This window comes from Clostridium sp. CM037 (assembly GCF_055081095.1).
This window is the reverse complement of record NZ_CM143650.1, coordinates 2,563,617-2,583,716: the sequence shown is the minus strand read 5'-3', so window position 1 is coordinate 2,583,716 and position 20,100 is coordinate 2,563,617. Positions and strand designations below refer to the sequence as shown.

Genomic DNA, 20,100 nt, shown 5'->3' with positions numbered 1-20,100 from the left:
CTATGCTAAAAACTGGCAAAGTACTAATGTAGGAGTGTTTCAAAAAAAAATCACTTAAAAACATATAATTAATTTATTTTTGTAAATACTATATGAAGAATAGTTAGAAAATACAATAAGTGTTTCGATATCAAAATAAGCAAAAGGAGATGTTATTTTGGGTAATGATAAGAATAGAGAAGTGAGAAAAGAAAAGCAAAATGGAGATAAAAAAACTTTTACAAGTGAAGTTCAAGAATTCCATAAACCAGAGGATTATGAAGATGCTTTTAAAGAATACTATCCAAAACAAAAATAAGTCCTAGTATCTTTATAGTTGTAACAAAATAGAAAAATCATCTCCTGGGTCGCTGTTGTAGCGATCCAGGAGATGATTTAAAAGTTTATAAATAAACTCTTAATTGCTGGGTTAGTTATAATAAGTTTATGTAGGGAAAATCCAATGAAAGAATTAATCGCTGAAGTAGGAAGCACTATAGATACGAAGAGTATTAAAAAGGGTGCAGGTAAGCCAAATAGGATAAGAGCTGAACCAAGAAAAATGCTTCCACTTATTATAGTTCCGAGAAAATAAATACACCCTAATTTAAGTGGAGAATTAGGATTGAGATTCTTATATAATCCGTATACAACTATTGAAGTTATAACCTTATCTATAATGTTAGGAAGTTGGCCACCTGGAAAAGTAGTAGTTAAGGCACCTAAAATACCTGCTACTATTCCTGTAATAATGGTGATCTTAAAATCTTTAGTTAATGTTAGGGACAAAATCATAAATACTAATAAAAGATCTGGTTTCATTCCTAAAAAGATACCTGGTATAATTTGATGCAATATAAGACCTATTGCAAGTAATAGAGAAGTTATTATTAGTTTATTTGTTTTCATAAAAAACAGCTCCTTGTCAAAATAATTTAGAGTTAAAGGCTTTATTATTATTATTTTAAAAGCAAATATCTTTCAGCACATCAAATTAACCACCACCTTTACTTTATTATTTAAAATAAAAAAAACCCTCGCCCTGTATTAGGGCGAAGGATATTCGCTGTACCACCTAAATTATGCTACGAAAAAACTAAGCATATCTTATAATTCGAGCACTGAAATGCTCTAGCCCTTTTAACAGTGGGCATCCGGTAACTACTACTCTCAAAATTTGATTTCGGGTTACTTCTAGCAGGTCCATTCACTAAAGTTATCAATACTGAGATTACACTATCCTCAGCTCTCTGAATTTGCATGGCTTTAACTACTCTTCCTGTTCAACGAATTTACTATAATAATAGCATTAAAATTATTATATGTAAACAATTATTTTCATTAAGAATTGTTTTTATAAATAAAAGCCCACTAAGATATGTAAATAATTTTACATAAAGAGAAGACTTCAACAATATTTCTATTGTTAAAATCTTCTCTTTTATAAATCTATTTTATTGAAATTCTAAGGTACTATTATCAAGCCAAGTCCACTCAGGTTTAAAAACCCTTACATCCTCTAAAAGTTGATCGAAGGCCAAATCTGCTTGTTTTGCCTCTATTAGTATATCTAAGTCTATTCCTAAAGGAATACATTTTTCAATAAACTCGATGAATGATGCTGCATCAATATTATCAGCATGCTTTTTATCTTTTTCACTAGTTTTTGGGCTCGAAAAATGTATTTTTGGTGGTAAAGGTTCACCTTCCCAAGTAGAAAATATATCTTTCAACATAGGTTCTAGTTCATCACCACCGTTGTTGCAGTTATGATGATGTACATCTAGTACCATAGGTACATTTATTTCTTTGCATATGTTTAATACTTCTTTAGTAGTAAAGCTTTTATCATCATTTTCAAATACTAATAACTGTGTTATTTCCTTTGGTAAGTTATTAAAATTCTTAAAGAATCTTTCTGTAGCAGCGAGCTTTCCGCCTTCTTTACCACCAATGTGTAATACCATTTTTCCTAATGGATAGTTAATATCCTTAAAAAGATTAGCGTGGAACTGTAGATTTTTTGCAGTAGTTTTTATTACTTCTTCCTTAGAACTATTTATGACATTAGATTCATCAGGATGAGTATCTACTCTTAAATTGTTGTCGTTAATAAAATTTCCAAGCCATTCAAAATCCATTTTTAAAATTCTTCTAAACTCCCAATCTGTAACTTCAGGATGAGTTGCTAAAGGGATTAAAGCAGAAGTTATTCTATAAAAGTGGACATTGTTTTTTACAACGTATTCTAGAATTTTATGCAAATCATTAACGTTTGATACAGCTACCTTTTGTAGCTTTTCAAGCTTATCTCTAGCCGTCGATTGTTTGGTATATGTAGAAAAAGTTACTGTGCTAGCAGAAGTTATCTTTGCTGACTTTAAGGCAGTAGCCACGTAGCCTAATCTTATTTGCATAATATCACTCCTCATATAATATAGTTATAAATTTGAATATAAATTAAGACATCTCTACTAACTGATATTTTTTAATATATTTTAATAAGCATAATTTTATAGCAATAATAGTACAATAGCGAAGATAAATTACTATTGTAAAAACGTATTAAGTAAAGGTATAAAAATTTGCTAATGAGATAAATCCCCATATTTCAAAAGTTATAAACAATATTTAAACGTTCCTTAAAAACATCTTATTAAATAAATATAATATCTGAATAGATTTTATAATAAACTCAAATTTAATCATATCACATAATCATAGTGTATGTAAAACAATATACATACAATTGAATAAATATTTGCATGTTTTAGAGGATTTCATTACAAAAAAAGAAAAAATACAAATATAAAGGGCTTTATTTTATAAAATTTTAGAAATATGGTTTTTTGTAAAAGAAATATAACACACATTAAGCTAAATGAAAAAAGAGGATACTTTGTTTAAAAGATAACATACTTTCGTTTTGGCATAAATTAATAATGATGAAAAAAATTCGATGTTAATTAGAATAAACCCGGAGTATATAATCGTTTTCAGAGGATCTTAAAGAATTGTAAGAGGTTGTTTGTTATCACTACATAATAGAATATGTAAAAAAAATCATAAAAACTATTTACAACTATCATAAAATTGTGATATAATTAACATACAAACAAGAGCTCAAACATTTATAAGTAAGATTCGAAGATTTAGCTATGAAATTTGTGGAGATAGCTATGATAAATGATGAATTGATCATGAATACGACAAAGTAATTAACATTAGCGTCAGGTATTGATGCGTTAACTCATTAAAAAATAAAAAATTATAAAATTATAAAATTATAAAATTAATTAATTAATCAGATAAACTTTAAAAGCCAATCTTGAGAAGTTTATTACAACTAATATACAAAAAAAGCAGCAGTACATGAAAGTGAACTGCCGCTTTTTGAATTATACAATTAATTGTAGTAATGTGAGTATCATCTCTTTTTTATGTTATAATTTATTTTTTAGTGGAAGTCCAATTCTTATAGTTGTTCCCATTTTAGGTTTGCTTTCTACTACAATGGAGCCGTTATGCTCACCGATAATCCATTTCGCAATAGATAAGCCAAGTCCTGTTCCGCCACTTTCTTTTGCTCTTGATTTATCACATCTATAAAATCTATTAAAAATGTAGGGGAGATCTTCTTTAAAAATACCTATTCCCGTATCAATAATTTCAATTATTAATTTATTTTTTCTAACGTAGCTATTTAACTTTATACTACCACCACTTTGGGTATACTTTATGCTATTATCAATGAAAATTCGTAATGCTTGTTTTAATAAATTTTTATCAGCATAAATATATGTCTCTTCATTAATATTAGTTGAGATTTCATGATAGTCGTCAATTAGCTTTGTTTCTTTTATAATTTCATCTACTAATTGATTGATATAAAATTCTTCTTTGGAAACTTTTTGAGTATTCTTATCACTTCTTGCAAGGAAGAGAAGCTTTTCTACTAATTGTTGCATATTTTCAGATTCGCCCTTAATAGCTGTTATGGATTCTTCCAATACCGCTTTGTCATCTTTTCCCCAACGGTATAACATATTTGCATAGCCTTTTATAACGGCTATGGGAGTTCGGAGTTCATGGGAGGCATCTGAAACAAATTGATTTTGTATTTCATAGGAATTTTGAATACGATCCAGCATTTCATTAAAGTTTTCGGCTAGATGCTTTAACTCATCGTGAGAATTGCTAACATTTATTCTCGTTTCCAAGGCATTAATTGAAATTGCCTTTGTAGCTTTTGTCATGTTTTTTATAGGGAGAAGCATTTTTTTACTTTCTTTAGAGCCAACATCTAATGTAATAATTAAAGAAAATATATTTATGATGAAAATAATTGAAGTAAAAATACCCCCGTATTCATTTTCCTTATCTAGATTTTTAGAAAACTGAAGGAAAATAATTTCATTATTAAGATCTAGTTTAGTAGTAACAGAAACAGATTGTTGATTTAAATTATTAGTAAAAGGAAAAGGTGAGCTATCTTCATGAAAAGAAAGATTCTTTTTATCTTTTTCAGTAGAATAAAGAAGAGTTTCACTTTCATCAAAAACACTGAACGTTACATATTTTATATTAGAAAAAATATCAACATTGATGTCCTGAGGACCTTTGCCTAATTTAGCATAATTAATAGCTATTGTACTATATTTAGTAAGCTCACCCTTAGATTCATTCAATAGATAGAATCTAAAGCCTATAATTAAACCAACACTTAACAGGAACATCGTAACAGAAAAAATAAGAGTATATACTGCGGTCATTTTAAAACTAATTGAAAATCTTAAACGTTTATGAATTTTGTAAGTTAGTTTTTTTAATAGCCCTGGTATAAAACTGAGTATTACTGTTATTATGTTGAAGAAAAATCGGAAACATTGTAATATAACCTTAAAGATAAATTTCAAATTATTCATCTTTTAAAAGATATCCCACCCCTCGCACTGTATAAATGAATTTCTTACTGAATCTATCATCTATTTTACTTCTTAAATAGCTAATGTATACATCTACTACATTAGTATCACCCATATATTCATATCCCCATACGATATCTATAATCTTATTTCTTGTAAGGACAATATTTTTATTTTCAATTAGGTATTTAAGTAAATCAAATTCTGTCTTAGTTAGTTCTATAGAGTTATCTTTAAAGGTAACCATATGTTGATCTAAGTCTATGGTCAATTCTCCAATAGACAATATATTTCTGCTTTCATTGAATGCAAGTGTCTTTTTTAACGCTGTTCTCATTCTTGCAAGTAATTCTTCAATAGCGAAAGGCTTAGTCATATAGTCATCGGCACCTGTGTCAAGGCCCATAACTTTATCCATTATTTCATCTTTCGCAGTAAGCATTATAATAGGAACTGCTGACACTTGTCTAAGTCTTCTTAATACCTCAAGGCCATTTAAGGAAGGCAACATAACATCAAGGATTACGAGATCAAAAAATTCATTAGTGGCCTTATCTAAACCCTCACGTCCGTCATGACATTGCTCAACAATATAACCCTCATATTTTAATTCTAACTCAAGAAACCGAGCTATTTTTATTTCATCCTCAATTATTAAAATCTTTTGCCCGCTCATATATAGACTTTACCTCCAAAATATATTATATTAATAGCTTTATTATATATTATTTCATATATAATTACAGGCAATTAACTCCATATTTTAAATTTTACTATTTAAAAAATAACCTACATTGATAAAACGTAGGTTATTTTTGTGTTCCTTATTCAGTTTTCATTTCTTCGGTAATTTTTGTAGTTACCTTATTAACAGCAACAGACATCTTATCAAAAATCTTGTTTGCTTCTGAATCTTCATTGTTTTTCTTTTGAATTCTTATTTTATGATTAGTTGCTAAGGCTAATATTAATGCTCCAATTACTATGGGGAAAGCTGCTATAGTTAATATAATGGCTAGTGTTACACATATATTTAATACTACAGCATCATTTTTTTTAACTATTAATTTCGTTTCATTGGCTTTTTTAATAAGTTTTTTTACCTCTTTAAAAAAAATGCTTTCACTGCAAGGGGTATCCTCCGACCTAATCTTGTTTTGATTTTCAAGATATACTAAAGCTTCAATAAGGTCTCCGGCACTTTGCTCTAAGGCATTTTTAGCATCCTCATAGCTTACATTAGCTCTTTTTCTTAATTCATCAATTTGTTCCAAATTTATTGACATTTTAATTCCTCCTCGTTTTTATTTCTTTTCTATGTTTTCATTATAAGATTGGAGGATTAAAGATTTATTAGTAGAACATTAAAATTACATTAGAAATTTAAATTTTAGATCTTAATTTTAGAATAACATTGAAAATTGGTGTAAAATATTAATATCAGTATATTTTAAGAAAGGAGTGATAAACATATGATTACGCTGACAGAGCAACAAGCACAAAGTATAGTGGATAGAATGATGAATGTAATACCATATAACGTAAATATAATGAATGATAAGGGAATGATTATTGGAAGTGGAGATAAAAATAGACTTTATGAGTTGCATGAGGGGGCTATGGAAGCTATTTCTAATAAAAAGATGATTGAAATTTCAGAAGGTGGATTATGTACAAAACCAGGAGTAAATACGCCAATAATTTTTCAAGACAAAATCATTGGCGTTATAGGGATTTCAGGTGTGCCAAAGGAGGTTCGTCCTTTTGTTGAGTTGGTTAGAATAACTGCGGAACTTTTAGTAAATCAGGAGTATGTTTTATTTCAAAGAAAAATTAATGAACAGCTAAAAGAGGAGTTTTTATATGAATTAATTTATCTAAACGATGACTATACTCAGGATTTTAAAGAAAGAGGAGATTCTTTGGGAATTGATGTATCTATTCCCCGGGTAGCTGTGGTTTTAACTTTTAGGGAGGACTCCATTGGGAAAGTAAAAAGTAAACTAATGAATTTTTTAAGAAATGATGAATTTTATTTGAAATTAAATCCATCAACTATAGTAACTTTTATGTATTACGATAGGTTTGTTACTAAGAGATTAGAAAGGTTCTTATGCAAAGAAGAGGAGTGTTGCTTTCAAATAGGAGTAGGATATAGTGAAAATATTTTCGGTACATCATTTAAGCAAGCAACGAAGGCACTTGGAATTGGGAAAAAACTTGAAAGCAAAAGAAAAATTTATTTATACAAAGATATAGCCTTTATTTCATTGTTATCAAGTTTTAAAGGAAATAATGATATGAAAAAAATAATTGAGAATTTAGAAGCTGAGAATCAATTAAACTTATTCTCAACATTAAGTACTTATATAAATATGAATGGACAAGTAAATAAAATTTCTGAGGAACTTCATATTCATAGAAATACATTGAATTATAGGTTAGAGAAGGTCGAGGAAGTTACTGGGAAAAACCCAAAAAATTTTATTGATTTGTTCCAATTATATACTGCATATATCTTATCCAAACTATAATTGTTCAGATGCATAAAAATTATAGTTTGATTATTAAACAAATGCCTAATGTTTATTTTTTTGAATTCGTTTACTATATAGATAGAGAACAACAGAGGAGGAATTTATATGCAAGTAACCGCATTAGGCGCAATTATTGCACTTATATTAGCAATTTTTTTAATAATTAAAAAAGTTCATCCAGCATATGCCCTTATATTAGGTGCACTAATAGGTGGTCTAGTGGGTGGAGCAGGACTAACAAACACTGTAGTATTTATGATTGATGGTGCAAAAGGTATCATGCCAGCAATCCTTAGAATACTTACTGCCGGAGTTTTAGCAGGAGTCCTTATAGAATCTGGCGCTGCTGCAAAGATTGCAGAAACTATTGTAGATAAAATAGGAGAAAATAATTCTCTAGTAGCACTAGCACTCGCAACTTTAGTACTGACATCTGTAGGAGTTTTTGTAGATGTAGCAGTTATTACAGTAGCACCAATAGCGATGTCTATTGCCATTCGTGCTAATTTATCTAAATCATCGATTCTTATTGCTATGATAGGTGGGGGAAAAGCAGGAAATATTATGTCTCCTAATCCTAATGCTATAGCAGCAGCGGATGCATTTAAAGTGCCATTAACATCAGTTATGGCAGCAGGTATAGTGCCAGCAGTATTTGGGCTTATTGTTACATGCATAATAGCGAAAAAGCTAATTAAAAAAGGAAGTTTTGTTGAAAAAGGTGAAGTTGATAGTGAAGTTGAGCAAAAACCAAGCTTTTCATCAGCAATTGTTGGACCACTAGTTGCTATAGTATTACTTTCTCTTAGACCTTTATTCAAAATTAGTATAGATCCACTAATAGCATTACCAATCGGAGGGGCCGTCGGTGCTCTTGCTATGGGAAAAATAAAAAACTTAAATAAATACTCAATTGTTGGGTTAACAAAAATGAGTGGAGTAGCTATTTTACTTATTGGTACAGGAACTCTTGCAGGAATTATAGCTAATTCTGGGTTAAAAGACGTAATTGTTCAAGGACTTAATGCTTCGGGCCTTCCTGCATATGCATTAGCGCCAATAGCGGGAATATTAATGTCTGCGGCTACAGCATCAACTACATCTGGTACTGCAGTAGCAAGCACAGTATTTGGTGGAACTATATTAGAACTGGGAATTTCACCTCTTTCAGCGGCAGCAATGATTCATAGTGGAGCAACGGTTTTAGATCATCTTCCACACGGAAGTTTCTTTCATGCAACAGGTGGAAGTATATTTATTGATATGAAGGAAAGATTAAAACTTATACCATATGAATCATTAGTAGGGTTAACTATGACTTTAGTGTCAACTATAATATTTGGAATAATGAAATAGAACTCTAAGTAATTGATCGTAACAATTAATAATAAAGAATATCTCACAGGCTTAAATTAGTAATTCACTTTGGAAAGGATAGATATATATGAAATTTGTGTTAGCACCAGATTCATTTAAGGAAAGTATGACAGCAAAAGAAGCAGCAAAAGCAATGGAGAGAGGAATCAAAAAAATCATTCCACATGCAGAATGTGTGAAGGTTCCAATGGCTGACGGTGGAGAAGGAACGGTGCAGTCTCTTGTAGATGCAACAGAAGGTGAACTATACAAAAAGCTGGTTAAAGGGCCACTTGGTGATGAAGTTCTAGCTACATTTGGAGTACTTGGAGATAAAAAAACAGCAGTAATTGAGATGGCTAGCGCCAGTGGGTTGCATCTTGTGCCTAGTAAAAAAAGAAACCCTCTTTTGACTACAACTTATGGTACGGGAGAATTAATTAAAGCGGCTCTTGATGCAGGAGTTAACCATCTGATTATAGGAATAGGCGGTAGTGCCACAAATGACGGCGGTGCGGGAATGATACAAGCACTTGGTGGAAAGCTCTTAACAAAGGATAATGAAGAGATTAATTTAGGCGGTGGATATTTAAATCTTCTTCATAAGATAGATTTAAATGGACTAGATAAGAGACTAAAAGGTACTAAGATCGAAGTAGCCTGTGATGTTACTAATCCTTTAACAGGCAAAAATGGGGCTTCTTATATTTTTGGACCACAAAAGGGTGCAACAGGCGAAATGGTTAAAATTTTAGATGATAATTTAAGTCATTATGCAAAAATTATAAAAGAACAGTTAGGCTTAGATATTGAAAGTATTCCTGGAGCAGGAGCGGCAGGGGGACTAGGTGCAGGACTTCTTGCTTTCTTCTACGCAGAACTTAAAAGAGGGATAGATTTAGTTATGGAGCATACTAATCTCAAAGGGAAAATGCAAGATGCAGATTATGTATTTACTGGAGAAGGAAGCATAGATGGACAAACACTTTATGGGAAAGCACCTCTTGGAGTGGCTTTAATAGCTAAAGGATATAATATACCTGTTATTGCATTTGCAGGACGAATAGGTGATGGAACAGAGGCTTTATATGAACATGGAATAAATTCAATAATAGGCATATTATCAGAAGCTGAAACAATTGATAAGGCACTTGAAAAGGGTCCAGAAAATATTGAAAGAGCTAGTGAAAATATAGCTAGAATTATTTCGCTTAATAAGTAAGCTAATCTTAACAAGTAAGCTTCGCTTTGCCATAACAAAATAGTAATTAATAACTCCTTAAGGGCTTATTAATTACTATTTTGTTATTTTGTTATTTTTTTAAGAAAAATTTCCTTAAAAATTTGTGATTTTTGTTAACCAATATCTACACCATTGAATATAGTATAGTATAATAAAAAATATGAAGTATATAGTATATTTAGCTCATTAATAAAACAAATTGTAAATTTATAATAATGATAAATTCAACTATGAATCCGATTTATTAGTACATATATCAACGCACAAAACTTATGTCCGCAATATATTTTAGTGATATATGTATCTATAAAAATTATGAATAACTTATAACTCGGTATTAGTGTGTATCGTCTCATTTTAAATTTACACAAAAAGGAGTTTTATTAAATGAGTAAAGATGAAAGAAATTGTAAATCAGATTGTTTAAATAATAATAACAAATGTGAATGTGAATTATGTCATTCTATTAATGCAGATCCAGTAAATATAGAGAAACATGGTGCAAAATTATTAACTGTAAGAATACAAGTGAATGGCGTATGTTTTGGCAAAAAAGTAGCCGTTGCATGCATTATATATGATAATGCTGGTAGAATAATCACTTTTAGAGGGTTTACTACAATACTATGTAAAGAGGATGAATGCAATCAATGTGGTACGATTAGACGTAAACTTGTGTTTGTACTTCCAGATGATATTGAAGAGCCAGAAGAAGTAGACGTACGTATTGCAGCTAATTATTTATTTCCATGTGAGTAAAATAACTATGTAACTATAAAAAGAGATAATGAAGATTTAATCTTCATTATCTCTTTTTTTATTAAAACTAGTCGCATGCAAATAAATAAATTTGTCGAATATTAAAACTTATAATAGAAATTATAAGCTTAAACATGGTATAATATAAACTTATGAGTTGAAAATATATTTAAGTTATACTTAAAAATTATATATGGAACAAAAGAAAGGAAGTTAAAATGAGTAACATAAAATTTGAGGAATTTAATATTAGTGAAGAAATATTAAAAGCAATTAATAATTTAGGATATAAAAATCCTTCAGAGGTTCAGGCTGCGGTAATACCTATAGCCCTAAAAGGTAATGATATCATAGTAAAATCACAAACAGGTAGTGGGAAAACAGCTGCTTTTGCTATTCCACTTTGTGAAAGTGCAGATATAGAGGAAACAGAGCCTCAAGCATTAGTATTAACACCTACTAGAGAACTAGCTCTTCAATTGAGCCAGGATATAACACAAATAGGTAGATATAAGAAAATTAGAGCCGTAGCTGTTTTTGGTAAACAACCTATAGAAATGCAAAAGAAACAGTTAAAGCAAAGAGTGCACGTAGTAGTAGGTACGCCAGGAAGAACATTAGATCATATTGAAAGAGGAACTATTAATTTAGATAAGATAAAATATTTAATATTAGACGAAGCAGATGAAATGCTTAGCATGGGATTTATAGAACAAGTAGAAGAGGTTATCAAAGCTGTTCCTAAAAATAGAGTTACTATGTTATTTTCAGCTACAATACCAGAATCTATTGAAGCAATTTGCATGAAATACATGGTGAATCCTGTTAAAATAGAAATAAACCCTGAAAAATTAACCGTTGAAAAAATTGATCAAGTTTGCTATGAAGTAGAGGAAGATAAGAAGCTCAGTTTGCTTAAGAGAACGCTTTATGTTGAAAATCCAGATTCATGTATAGTATTTTGTAGAACAAAAGAAAATGTTGATGCAATAACAAATCAAATGAAAAATCGCCATTATTCATGTATTAAGATACATGGAGGGTTACTTCAAAATGATAGATTAGATGCTATGGAAAGATTTAAAAAAGGTGAATTTAGATTTCTAGTGGCTACGGATGTTGCTGCTAGAGGTATTGATGTAGAAGATATAACTCATATTATAAATTATGATTTACCCTTAGAAAAAGAAAATTACGTGCATAGAATAGGAAGAACAGGACGTGCAGGCAAAAAGGGAAAAGCTATAACTTTTACAACGCGTCATGAAAAAAGATTTTTACAAAACATAGAAAACTATATTGGTATGGAGATACCTAAAAAACCAATTCCATCAAAGGAAGAGTCTGAGCCATATAGGGAAGCATTTTATGAAAAAAATGATGCCAAGCCTATTATTAAAAAGACTAAAGCATCTAATTTTAGTAGCGATATAATGAAAATATATATCAGTGCAGGTAAAAGGAAAAAAATAAGAAATGTAGATATTGTAGGAACTATTTGCAATATTGAGGGTGTTAGTGTTGAGGATATAGGTATTATAGATATTCAAGATAGTTTCTCTCATGTAGATATCATGGCTGGAAAAGGCAAGTTAGTATTAGAAGCCCTTAAAAACGGGACAATAAAGGGAAAAACAATTAGGGTAGAAAAAGCAAACAAATAGTACTTAATACTATAGAATGCAAAATGAGGTAGATAATCTAATTATCCACCTCATTTTTATATTAAATCATCTCCTGCGGAGCTGAAGTATTAACGACTTCAGAAGGATATTTATACTCCCACTGAAGTTTTCTGTTTGATAGCGTATAAAATGGCTGAAGATAATGGATTTACTGTAGTTTTAATGAGTGGTGACTTAGACCATATTCATTTATTAATAGAATTCATTACTCAACAATATATTCCTGATATAATGAAAGCATTAAAAGGAGTATCGGCTAGATTATTAATTAAAGAATATGGAATAATACTAAAGAAGAAATTATGTGGAGGCCATTTATGAAGACCTTCATATTTCGCTGCAACAGTAAGTGAGATATAGAAGAAGTTTGCTAATATAATATAAACAAAGCGGGTAGGAAGTATCCGAAATTTAACACCCATGGAGTTAGTAGGTAACGAGGACAATGATGTGGGAAAATCTAAGAGCAATCTTAGAAGCATGTGACTTCAGTCATGTGAGCTTCACGCGATAATATATATCTTAATGTTATAGATTAAACATAGAGTTATAAAATTGTTTTTAAATACAATTTAAATACTCTTTAATATGTGTTAAAATATAAAAGTTGTGGGAAAGATTTCGTCAAGGTAACTTAAAAAAAACAAACAACTAGGTAATATTAAGTATTATATAAATTATCAATAATATTACTTGTTAAAAAGGAGAGCTATAATGAAAACATTTCAAGATTTAGTGAATGAGACTTTAGATGTTCAAGATTTAGAGGAATTAGAATCAGCAGCAGATTTATTTCAATTTGGTATTGAAAAAGGATATTATAATAAACGCCAAGCAGATCAATTTAACATTACATATTGGAAAATGAAAAATAAGTGCTTAGCTTATGAAGTTGCCAAAGAAATAAAAGGTAATAAATTAGATATAATTACCATGGTTACTAGTGCCCCAACTGAAATAAAAGACAATATGCGTGAGCTTATAAATTATGTAAATGGGAGAGTTAAGGCACTAAAGGGTAAAATGAATGGGAATAGATAGCATTGCTATTTTATAAATAATAATGAACTAATTGAAGTTAAGTTAATAATCATCTGTGCAGCTCCATTTGGGAATAAAAGGTATATAATATTATAAGTGAATAAGCTTATAGGAATATATGCAAGAAGGGTATATATTTATATATAAATATATACCCTTTATTCGTATAAATCCCCTGCAAGTTTTTCTAATGCACTTGTATTTAGATTGGAAATGGTGTGTTTTTTTAATTTCTATGGTACCCTTATAAAAGGGACATATGAACAAATTAAAGAGTGGAGGAAATTAAATGTATAAAGCATCTGCGGTATTTATAGGTATATTAATTGCTATAATGGTGACTTTTAATGGGATTTTAGCAAATTATACAGATCAGTATGTATCAATATTAATAATTCACATAGTTGGACTTATTGCTGTTATTACTGTTTTATTATTTAAAAAAGAAAAGTTTAAGATTCCCAAAAACATTCCATTATATTTGTTTAGCGGTGGATTCATAGGAGTTTTTATGGTGTTTTTAAATAGTTTATGCTTCAATTTACTTGGCGCTTCTCTAACTTTATCATTAGGTATATTTGGACAATTAGTATTAGCCTGCTTTATAGACCATTATGGCCTATTTGGTTTAAATATTTATAAGTTTAAAAAGAAAAAAGTTGTCGGTTTTTTTATAATATTTTTAGGGCTAGTCACAATGATAATATATTAAATGGGAGATGGGGAAATATGTTGTATATAATTTTAGCAATTTTATGTGGCTGTATTACTATAATATCCATGATTGTAAATTCACATCTAGCTAAAGAAATAGGGATTTTTCAAGGAACCCTTATAAACTATATTGTAGGATTATTAAGTACCATATTACTTATAGTTATAGTGAAAACCACTGTAAACACATCACTTAGTAGTTACACTACAATACCAGCATGGGCTTTTTTAGGGGGGTTACTAGGAGTAATAGTTGTTGCAAGTTCGAACATTGTAATTCCTAAAATTCCTACTATTTATACTACTTTGCTGATATTTATGGGTCAGCTTTTTACTGGTATACTTATTGATTATTTCAGAATGGGTTTTATTTCAAAAGGGAAAATTATTGGTGGCTTATTAATTCTATTTGGGCTAATATATAATTCTAATGTTGACAGGAAAGAATTGATTGGAAAATGTTAACGATATTTTAATTCAGATTATAAGAACATGAGCAACTCCGCAGGAAATGCTTTAATATTGTAGCTGCAAAAGTGATGATTTAATGAAAACTAAGTGATTATGGAAGATAAATTCATAATCACTTAGTTTTTTTATTGGTAGTAATGTATAATAATTTTTAAAAGGTTGTTTTAATATTTAAGAAATTAATGTATAACGTAAGATAATATATAATATAATTATAGAGAAAATAGTTAGTATATTTTATCATATGGCGTCCGTATATAGAAGTGATCACATTGAAAAATAATGAATCGCATTTTTTTTCACTACTGATGAATTTTTAAAAAAAGTAGGTGTTACCTTAAGAATACTGCAGTACTATGATAAAATAGATTTAACGACATTTAGTAATTATAGTGATTTATATCTGCAAATTCTTGTGAATAAATTATAGATTTAAGTAAAAATAAATTAGAATAGTTAAACATTAAAATAAAATTTAATTTGAAGGGTAGGATATGAATGAAAATAAGGAATATTCCTTTTTCACCTCCAGACATAACTGATACAGAAAAAAAGCTTGTAATGGAGGTGCTAGATTCAGGGTGGATTACAAGTGGGCCTAAGGCTATGGAATTTGAAGATCAAATTGCTAAGTATTGTCATGCAAATAATGCAGTAGCACTTTCAAGTGCAAGTGCAGGCTTAGAACTTATATTAAAGGTTTATAACATTTGCGAGGGTGACGAAGTTATTACAACACCTTATACATATACAGCTACAGCAAGTGTAATAATCCATAGGGGAGTTAAGCCAACTTTTGTAGATGTTAAAGAAGGCAGTTTTTTAATAGATGAGCAAAAATTAGGTATGACAATTACACCTAAAACGAAAGCTATAATAACTGTGGATTTTGCAGGGCTTCCTGTAGATTATGATGCTATAAAAGAAGTACTTAGGGAAAAAAATAGAGAAGATATTATATTTATATCAGATTCAGCTCACTCATTTGGAGCAATATACAAAGGAAACAAAGTTGGAACACAGGCTGATTTTAATGTTTTTTCGTTCCATGCGGTGAAGAATTTAACAACATCAGAGGGGGGAGCAATTGTTTTTAATGATAATAAATTTAAGGGGAAGGAAGATTTATTGCGAGAGTTTAAAATAACGTCTTATCAAGGTCAGTCAAAGGATACATTTGCTAAGATGAAAGCAGGAGCTTGGAAATATGATATCATAACAGATGGGATGAAATGTAATATGACAGATATTAGTGCAGCTATAGGGATTTCACAACTTCAAAGATATGAAGGAATGATTGAGCAAAGAAGAGATATTTTTAATGTGTATACCAAAGCTCTTGAAACTAAACAGTGGGCGATTATTCCTTTTATAAAGGATGAAAATAGAGAGACATCATATCATCTATATCCTTTAAGAGTAAAAGGAATTAATGAGATACAAAGAGATGAGGTAATACAAAAACTTGCAGATATAAGCATAGCTACAAATGTTCACTTTACACCTTTGCCAATGTTTACACTTTATAAGAATCTTGGGTATTCTATAAAGGATTATCCAAATGCATATAATCAATATGCAAATGAAATAACACTTCCAGTATACTCAACGCTTAAGTTAGAAGATGCAGAGTATGTGGTGCAAAAAGTAATAAGATGCGTAGAAGAGATAATGGGATAAAGCTCAAATTTAACTGACATTGCCAACTATATAAAAGGAGGTCCTATTATGAAGGTTAAATTTTATACATCTACAAGAGAATATACTAATAAAAAGTCGGAATTTAACAATGCTGTTCTAGGAGTTATGGAAAGAGGAATATCGATGCTAGGCACAGAGGTAACTGACTTCGAAGAAGCAGTTAAAAAATTTACTGGAGCTAAATATGCAATTGGTGTTGCATCGGGTACAGATGCCTTAGTAATGGCTTCTGATATACTAGGTTTTAAAGATGGGAAAGAAGTAATAACTTCACCTTTTACTTTCTTAGCGTCTACATCTTGCATTGCAAAGCATAGGGCAAAACCTGTATTTGTAGATATTGATGAAGAAACTTTTAGTATAGATGTAGGCAAAATAGAAGAAGAAATAACAAAGGATACCGTAGGAATTATCCCAATTCATTTATTTTCACAAATGGGTGATATGGATAAAATTATGGACATAGCCAGTAGAAATAATTTGAAGGTTTTAGAAGACGCTGCGGAATCGTTTGGTATGAGATGGAAAGGGAATGGATCAGACTTTAGACATGCAGGTACAATAGGAGACTTTGGTGTTTTCTCATTCTTTCCTACCAAGACTTTAGGAGCTTATGGCGACGCTGGTATGTTAGTAACTAACGATGAAAACTTAGCACGTATTACTAAAATGTACAGGGTTCATGGGGCTTCTAAGAAGTATCATTATGATTACATTGGATATAATTCAAGATTGGATTCAATTCAAGCGGCTATATTACAAGTGAAAATGAAATATATAAACGAAGCAATTCAAAAGAGAAATCATATTGCAAAATTATATATAGATAGATTACAAGATTGTGAGTTTATTAAAATACCTAAAATTAAAGGAAATCAAAAGCCGGTGTATTATGTATTTAATATATTAGCCGAAAGAAGAGATGAACTTTGCGAATATCTAAAAGTTAATGAAATAGGAAATAGTATTTATTATCCAATACCGCTTCATATTCAAAAATGTTTTGAATACTTAGGATATAAAAAAGGTGATTTCCCAGTATCTGAAAGAATAGCAAATGATATCATTGCACTTCCTATATACCCAGAGATAACTGAGGAAGAAGTAGAATTTGTTTGTGAAACTATTAAGAAATTCTATAAAAAGTAAAGGAATCTCCTATCATTTTAGTATCAATCATTACATAAACCAAAAATATAAATAAAGTTTGGTTGAAATAGAGTAAAAAGAACATTCCATAATTAGTTGGACTAATTATGGAATGTTCTTTTGTTTTAAATAATTATGGTGATGTGGACGGTTCATGTAAGTGTGATTTTAAATTTTTAATGTAAGATCTTACCTTATAAATTTCTACTGCTGTAAATAATGTCGGTGGTCCTAGTTTAGATAAAAAATTAATGACTTCTGTACTTTCCTGTACAGTGTCTTTAGCATATACGTAATCTGGTTTTAGCAATATACATCCTACCATACAACCTATTATGGCTGGATATGTGTTAAATTTAATATCTTTTAGTTTTGCTTTGAAGATAGCATTATTAATTCTATCTACTAAGGCTTTTCTGGGGTGACATAAATTTATTGTTTTAAATATAATAATAACCCCCTTAAAAACTATATATACTAATTATAGTATATGGAACTTATGGGTAAGTGATATAGGCATGAGATAATTTAATATGTACTAAGTATAAAACGGTAACAAACTTTAATCGGTATCTTGCAATGTATAATAGCGTGTGCTAGTATATAATAAAGGAAAATAATCTAAGAGAAGGTGAATTAATGAATGTACAATTTAAAAAAGGCGTTCTTGAATTATGTGTGTTATCTGTACTTGATGGTAGAGATTGCTACGGATATGAGCTTGTAAATGAAATTTCACAAGATATAGATATATCTGAAGGAACCATATATCCTTTGCTTAGGAGATTAAAAAGTGATGGATTTGTAACTACTTATCTTCAGGAATCACAAGAAGGCCCACCAAGGAAGTATTATAGCATTACAACACTTGGTAAGAATACAAAAGAAGAGCTAAAAGATGAGTGGTTAGATTTTGTAATCACAGTGAGCAAAGTTTTAAAAATAGAACAGAAATAGGAGATGAGTATATGAATAAAAATCAATTTATGAAAGAACTTTCAAGAAATTTACCTAAAGTTCCTGAAGAAGAAAAACAAGATATTTTAACTGATTATGATGAATATTTTACTATAGGCACAGAACAAGGAAGAAGTGAAGAAGACATAGCCCTATCTCTTGGAGAGATTAGAACTATTGCAAAACAGTTAAGAGCAAATTATATGATTGAGAAAGCACAAAATACAAAATCTTCAGGGGACATTGGTAGAGCTGTAATTGCAGCCGTTGGATTAGGCTTTTTTAATATAATATTGTTAGGGCCATTTATAGGTATTGTTGGAGTGCTCATAGGATTGTATGCAACAGCTTTTGGGTTCGCAATGAGTGGAATCGGGGTAGTTTTAGGGACATTTCTTAAACCAATATTTCCACAGTATATATCCATGGATGTAAATTGGATAATAAGTATTGCAATTGGTATAGGCCTTAGTGCTTTAGGATCTTTAATGTTTATAGGCTGTAAACATCTAACCAAATGGCTATATAAAGTGACTATTAAATATTTGAAAACAAATATCAAAATAATTAATGGTAAAAAGGAGCAAGACTATGAGAAAGTTTAATGAAGAAAAGGTTATAAAATGGTTGATAATTGTAGTTATGTGTTCAATAATACTAGGAGGAGTAGGGTACGTGCTTGAGTATAAAGTAGGTATTATAAAATCTAACAATGATATAATACAAGGGAACAGTACATCTAATGATAAGTTTAATATAGATGCTACAAAGGAATTTAGTAAAGGAAATATTAAAACCATAAATGTAGGAACAGTAAGCACAGACGTTAACATTATCACTACCAAAGAAGATAAAATAAAAGTTCATTTTTATGGTAATTCAAATTCGAAAAAGTCAGCACCACATTTAGAGGCAAATTTAAATGGGGATGATCTAGATGTTTTAATTAAATATCCAGGTAAAATTTTTGGTATAAATATAAACACAAAAATAAATTTAGATATATATGTTCCGGAAAACTATAAAAAGGATTTAAAAATAAATACAACATCAGGAAATGCTATTATAGGAAATGTACAGTTGGATAAATTTAGATTTGATACAGTATCAGGAGATGCTAAGATAAACTTATTAACAGCTAATGAAACAATATTTGAGGGTACTTCTGGTAAAGTAAATGTAAAATCTTTATTAAGTAAGAAGAATGGATTTAAGACAACTTCGGGGGATACAAAAATAGGAAATGTTACAGGAGATATATTAGGAAAATCAGTTTCGGGTTGTTTCAAGTTTGATTATAAAAACTTTGATAATGGTATTAATATAGATACTATTTCAGGAGATGTAGAATTAAAACTTCCTAAAAAGTCGGAATTTAAATTAGATTTTGACAGTACATCAGGTAATCTTAAAAATGATTTTCCTATAACGGTAACAGGAGAAGCTGACAAACATGAAATAAAAGGTACTGTAGGTAATGGAAATAAAACAATAAAAATAAATACAACTTCGGGTAATTCTATTATTAATGCTTCGGGTGAATAAAATTATGGATATAAACAATGTATTATGTTTGTTATAAC

The 20,100-nt window shown here is 29.8% G+C and carries 20 protein-coding genes and 1 other annotated feature; of the genes, 15 read left to right on the top strand and 5 right to left on the bottom strand.

Annotation, left to right across the window (positions count from 1 at the left end):
- Positions 1 to 157: 157 nt before the first annotated feature.
- Positions 158 to 298, top strand: coding sequence for a hypothetical protein (locus ACWJKP_RS12585; RefSeq protein WP_165413484.1), 141 nt, complete (start codon positions 158 to 160; stop codon positions 296 to 298).
- Positions 299 to 375: 77 nt separating this feature from the next.
- Here the strand turns inward: ACWJKP_RS12585 and ACWJKP_RS12580 are convergent, their stop codons facing one another.
- From ACWJKP_RS12580 to ACWJKP_RS12560, 5 genes are all read right to left on the bottom strand, one after another.
- Positions 376 to 888 carry a tryptophan transporter gene (locus tag ACWJKP_RS12580; protein ID WP_165413485.1) on the bottom strand — a complete coding sequence of 171 codons (513 nt, stop codon included), beginning with the start codon at positions 886 to 888 and terminating at the stop codon, positions 376 to 378.
- Between the two features lie 136 nt (positions 889 to 1,024).
- Positions 1,025 to 1,275 (bottom strand) — a binding site (T-box leader).
- Between the two features lie 158 nt (positions 1,276 to 1,433).
- Positions 1,434 to 2,396 carry a UV DNA damage repair endonuclease UvsE gene (uvsE, locus tag ACWJKP_RS12575; RefSeq protein ID WP_165413486.1) on the bottom strand — a complete coding sequence of 321 codons (963 nt, stop codon included), beginning with the start codon at positions 2,394 to 2,396 and terminating at the stop codon, positions 1,434 to 1,436.
- A 1,026-nt stretch (positions 2,397 to 3,422) separates the two neighbouring features.
- Positions 3,423 to 4,667 carry a HAMP domain-containing sensor histidine kinase gene (locus ACWJKP_RS12570; protein WP_224578905.1) on the bottom strand — a complete coding sequence of 415 codons (1,245 nt, stop codon included), beginning with the start codon at positions 4,665 to 4,667 and terminating at the stop codon, positions 3,423 to 3,425.
- Positions 4,668 to 4,896: 229 nt separating this feature from the next.
- Positions 4,897 to 5,580: a response regulator transcription factor gene (locus ACWJKP_RS12565; protein WP_165413488.1), complete on the bottom strand. Its 684-nt coding sequence runs from the start codon at positions 5,578 to 5,580 to the stop codon at positions 4,897 to 4,899.
- A gap of 148 nt (positions 5,581 to 5,728) precedes the next feature.
- A complete protein-coding gene (locus ACWJKP_RS12560; RefSeq protein WP_165413489.1) occupies positions 5,729 to 6,190 on the bottom strand; it encodes a DUF4342 domain-containing protein in 462 nt (153 codons plus the stop codon).
- A 186-nt stretch (positions 6,191 to 6,376) separates the two neighbouring features.
- On the opposite strand from ACWJKP_RS12560, the gene ACWJKP_RS12555 reads away from it, so the two are divergent.
- The 14 genes from ACWJKP_RS12555 to ACWJKP_RS12490 all read left to right on the top strand — a co-directional run bounded on the left by ACWJKP_RS12555 (position 6,377) and on the right by ACWJKP_RS12490 (position 20,062).
- Positions 6,377 to 7,438, top strand: coding sequence for a CdaR family transcriptional regulator (locus tag ACWJKP_RS12555; protein WP_165413490.1), 1,062 nt, complete (start codon positions 6,377 to 6,379; stop codon positions 7,436 to 7,438).
- Positions 7,439 to 7,546: 108 nt separating this feature from the next.
- On the top strand, positions 7,547 to 8,797 hold the full coding sequence (locus ACWJKP_RS12550; RefSeq protein ID WP_263492350.1) for a GntP family permease: 1,251 nt from the start codon (positions 7,547 to 7,549) through the stop codon (positions 8,795 to 8,797).
- A gap of 88 nt (positions 8,798 to 8,885) precedes the next feature.
- Complete coding sequence (locus ACWJKP_RS12545) at positions 8,886 to 10,019, top strand: glycerate kinase (RefSeq protein ID WP_165413491.1); 1,134 nt, start codon at positions 8,886 to 8,888, stop codon at positions 10,017 to 10,019.
- Between the two features lie 408 nt (positions 10,020 to 10,427).
- Positions 10,428 to 10,799 carry a hypothetical protein gene (locus ACWJKP_RS12540; RefSeq protein ID WP_165413492.1) on the top strand — a complete coding sequence of 124 codons (372 nt, stop codon included), beginning with the start codon at positions 10,428 to 10,430 and terminating at the stop codon, positions 10,797 to 10,799.
- 218 nt (positions 10,800 to 11,017) lie between these two features.
- Entirely contained in the window at positions 11,018 to 12,463 is a 1,446-nt protein-coding gene (locus ACWJKP_RS12535) for a DEAD/DEAH box helicase (protein WP_165413493.1), read from the top strand.
- 135 nt (positions 12,464 to 12,598) lie between these two features.
- Positions 12,599 to 12,805, top strand: coding sequence for a transposase (locus ACWJKP_RS12530; RefSeq protein WP_165413494.1), 207 nt, complete (start codon positions 12,599 to 12,601; stop codon positions 12,803 to 12,805).
- A 393-nt stretch (positions 12,806 to 13,198) separates the two neighbouring features.
- The gene (locus ACWJKP_RS12525; protein ID WP_165413495.1) at positions 13,199 to 13,525 is read left to right on the top strand and encodes a hypothetical protein; all 327 of its coding nucleotides are present in this window, start codon (positions 13,199 to 13,201) and stop codon (positions 13,523 to 13,525) included.
- 289 nt (positions 13,526 to 13,814) lie between these two features.
- Complete coding sequence (locus tag ACWJKP_RS12520) at positions 13,815 to 14,237, top strand: DMT family transporter (protein ID WP_165413496.1); 423 nt, start codon at positions 13,815 to 13,817, stop codon at positions 14,235 to 14,237.
- Positions 14,238 to 14,254: 17 nt separating this feature from the next.
- Positions 14,255 to 14,704: a DMT family transporter gene (locus tag ACWJKP_RS12515; protein WP_165413497.1), complete on the top strand. Its 450-nt coding sequence runs from the start codon at positions 14,255 to 14,257 to the stop codon at positions 14,702 to 14,704.
- Between the two features lie 510 nt (positions 14,705 to 15,214).
- On the top strand, positions 15,215 to 16,390 hold the full coding sequence (locus tag ACWJKP_RS12510) for a DegT/DnrJ/EryC1/StrS family aminotransferase (protein ID WP_462961683.1): 1,176 nt from the start codon (positions 15,215 to 15,217) through the stop codon (positions 16,388 to 16,390).
- Positions 16,391 to 16,438: 48 nt separating this feature from the next.
- On the top strand, positions 16,439 to 17,560 hold the full coding sequence (locus ACWJKP_RS12505; protein ID WP_165413499.1) for a DegT/DnrJ/EryC1/StrS family aminotransferase: 1,122 nt from the start codon (positions 16,439 to 16,441) through the stop codon (positions 17,558 to 17,560).
- Between the two features lie 639 nt (positions 17,561 to 18,199).
- On the top strand, positions 18,200 to 18,517 hold the full coding sequence (locus tag ACWJKP_RS12500) for a PadR family transcriptional regulator (RefSeq protein ID WP_165413501.1): 318 nt from the start codon (positions 18,200 to 18,202) through the stop codon (positions 18,515 to 18,517).
- An 11-nt stretch (positions 18,518 to 18,528) separates the two neighbouring features.
- Complete coding sequence (locus ACWJKP_RS12495; protein WP_165413502.1) at positions 18,529 to 19,122, top strand: HAAS signaling domain-containing protein; 594 nt, start codon at positions 18,529 to 18,531, stop codon at positions 19,120 to 19,122.
- Positions 19,109 to 20,062, top strand: coding sequence for a DUF4097 family beta strand repeat-containing protein (locus ACWJKP_RS12490; protein ID WP_165413503.1), 954 nt, complete (start codon positions 19,109 to 19,111; stop codon positions 20,060 to 20,062). The genes ACWJKP_RS12495 and ACWJKP_RS12490 overlap by 14 nt, the downstream gene beginning before the upstream one ends.
- Positions 20,063 to 20,100 lie beyond the last annotated feature (38 nt).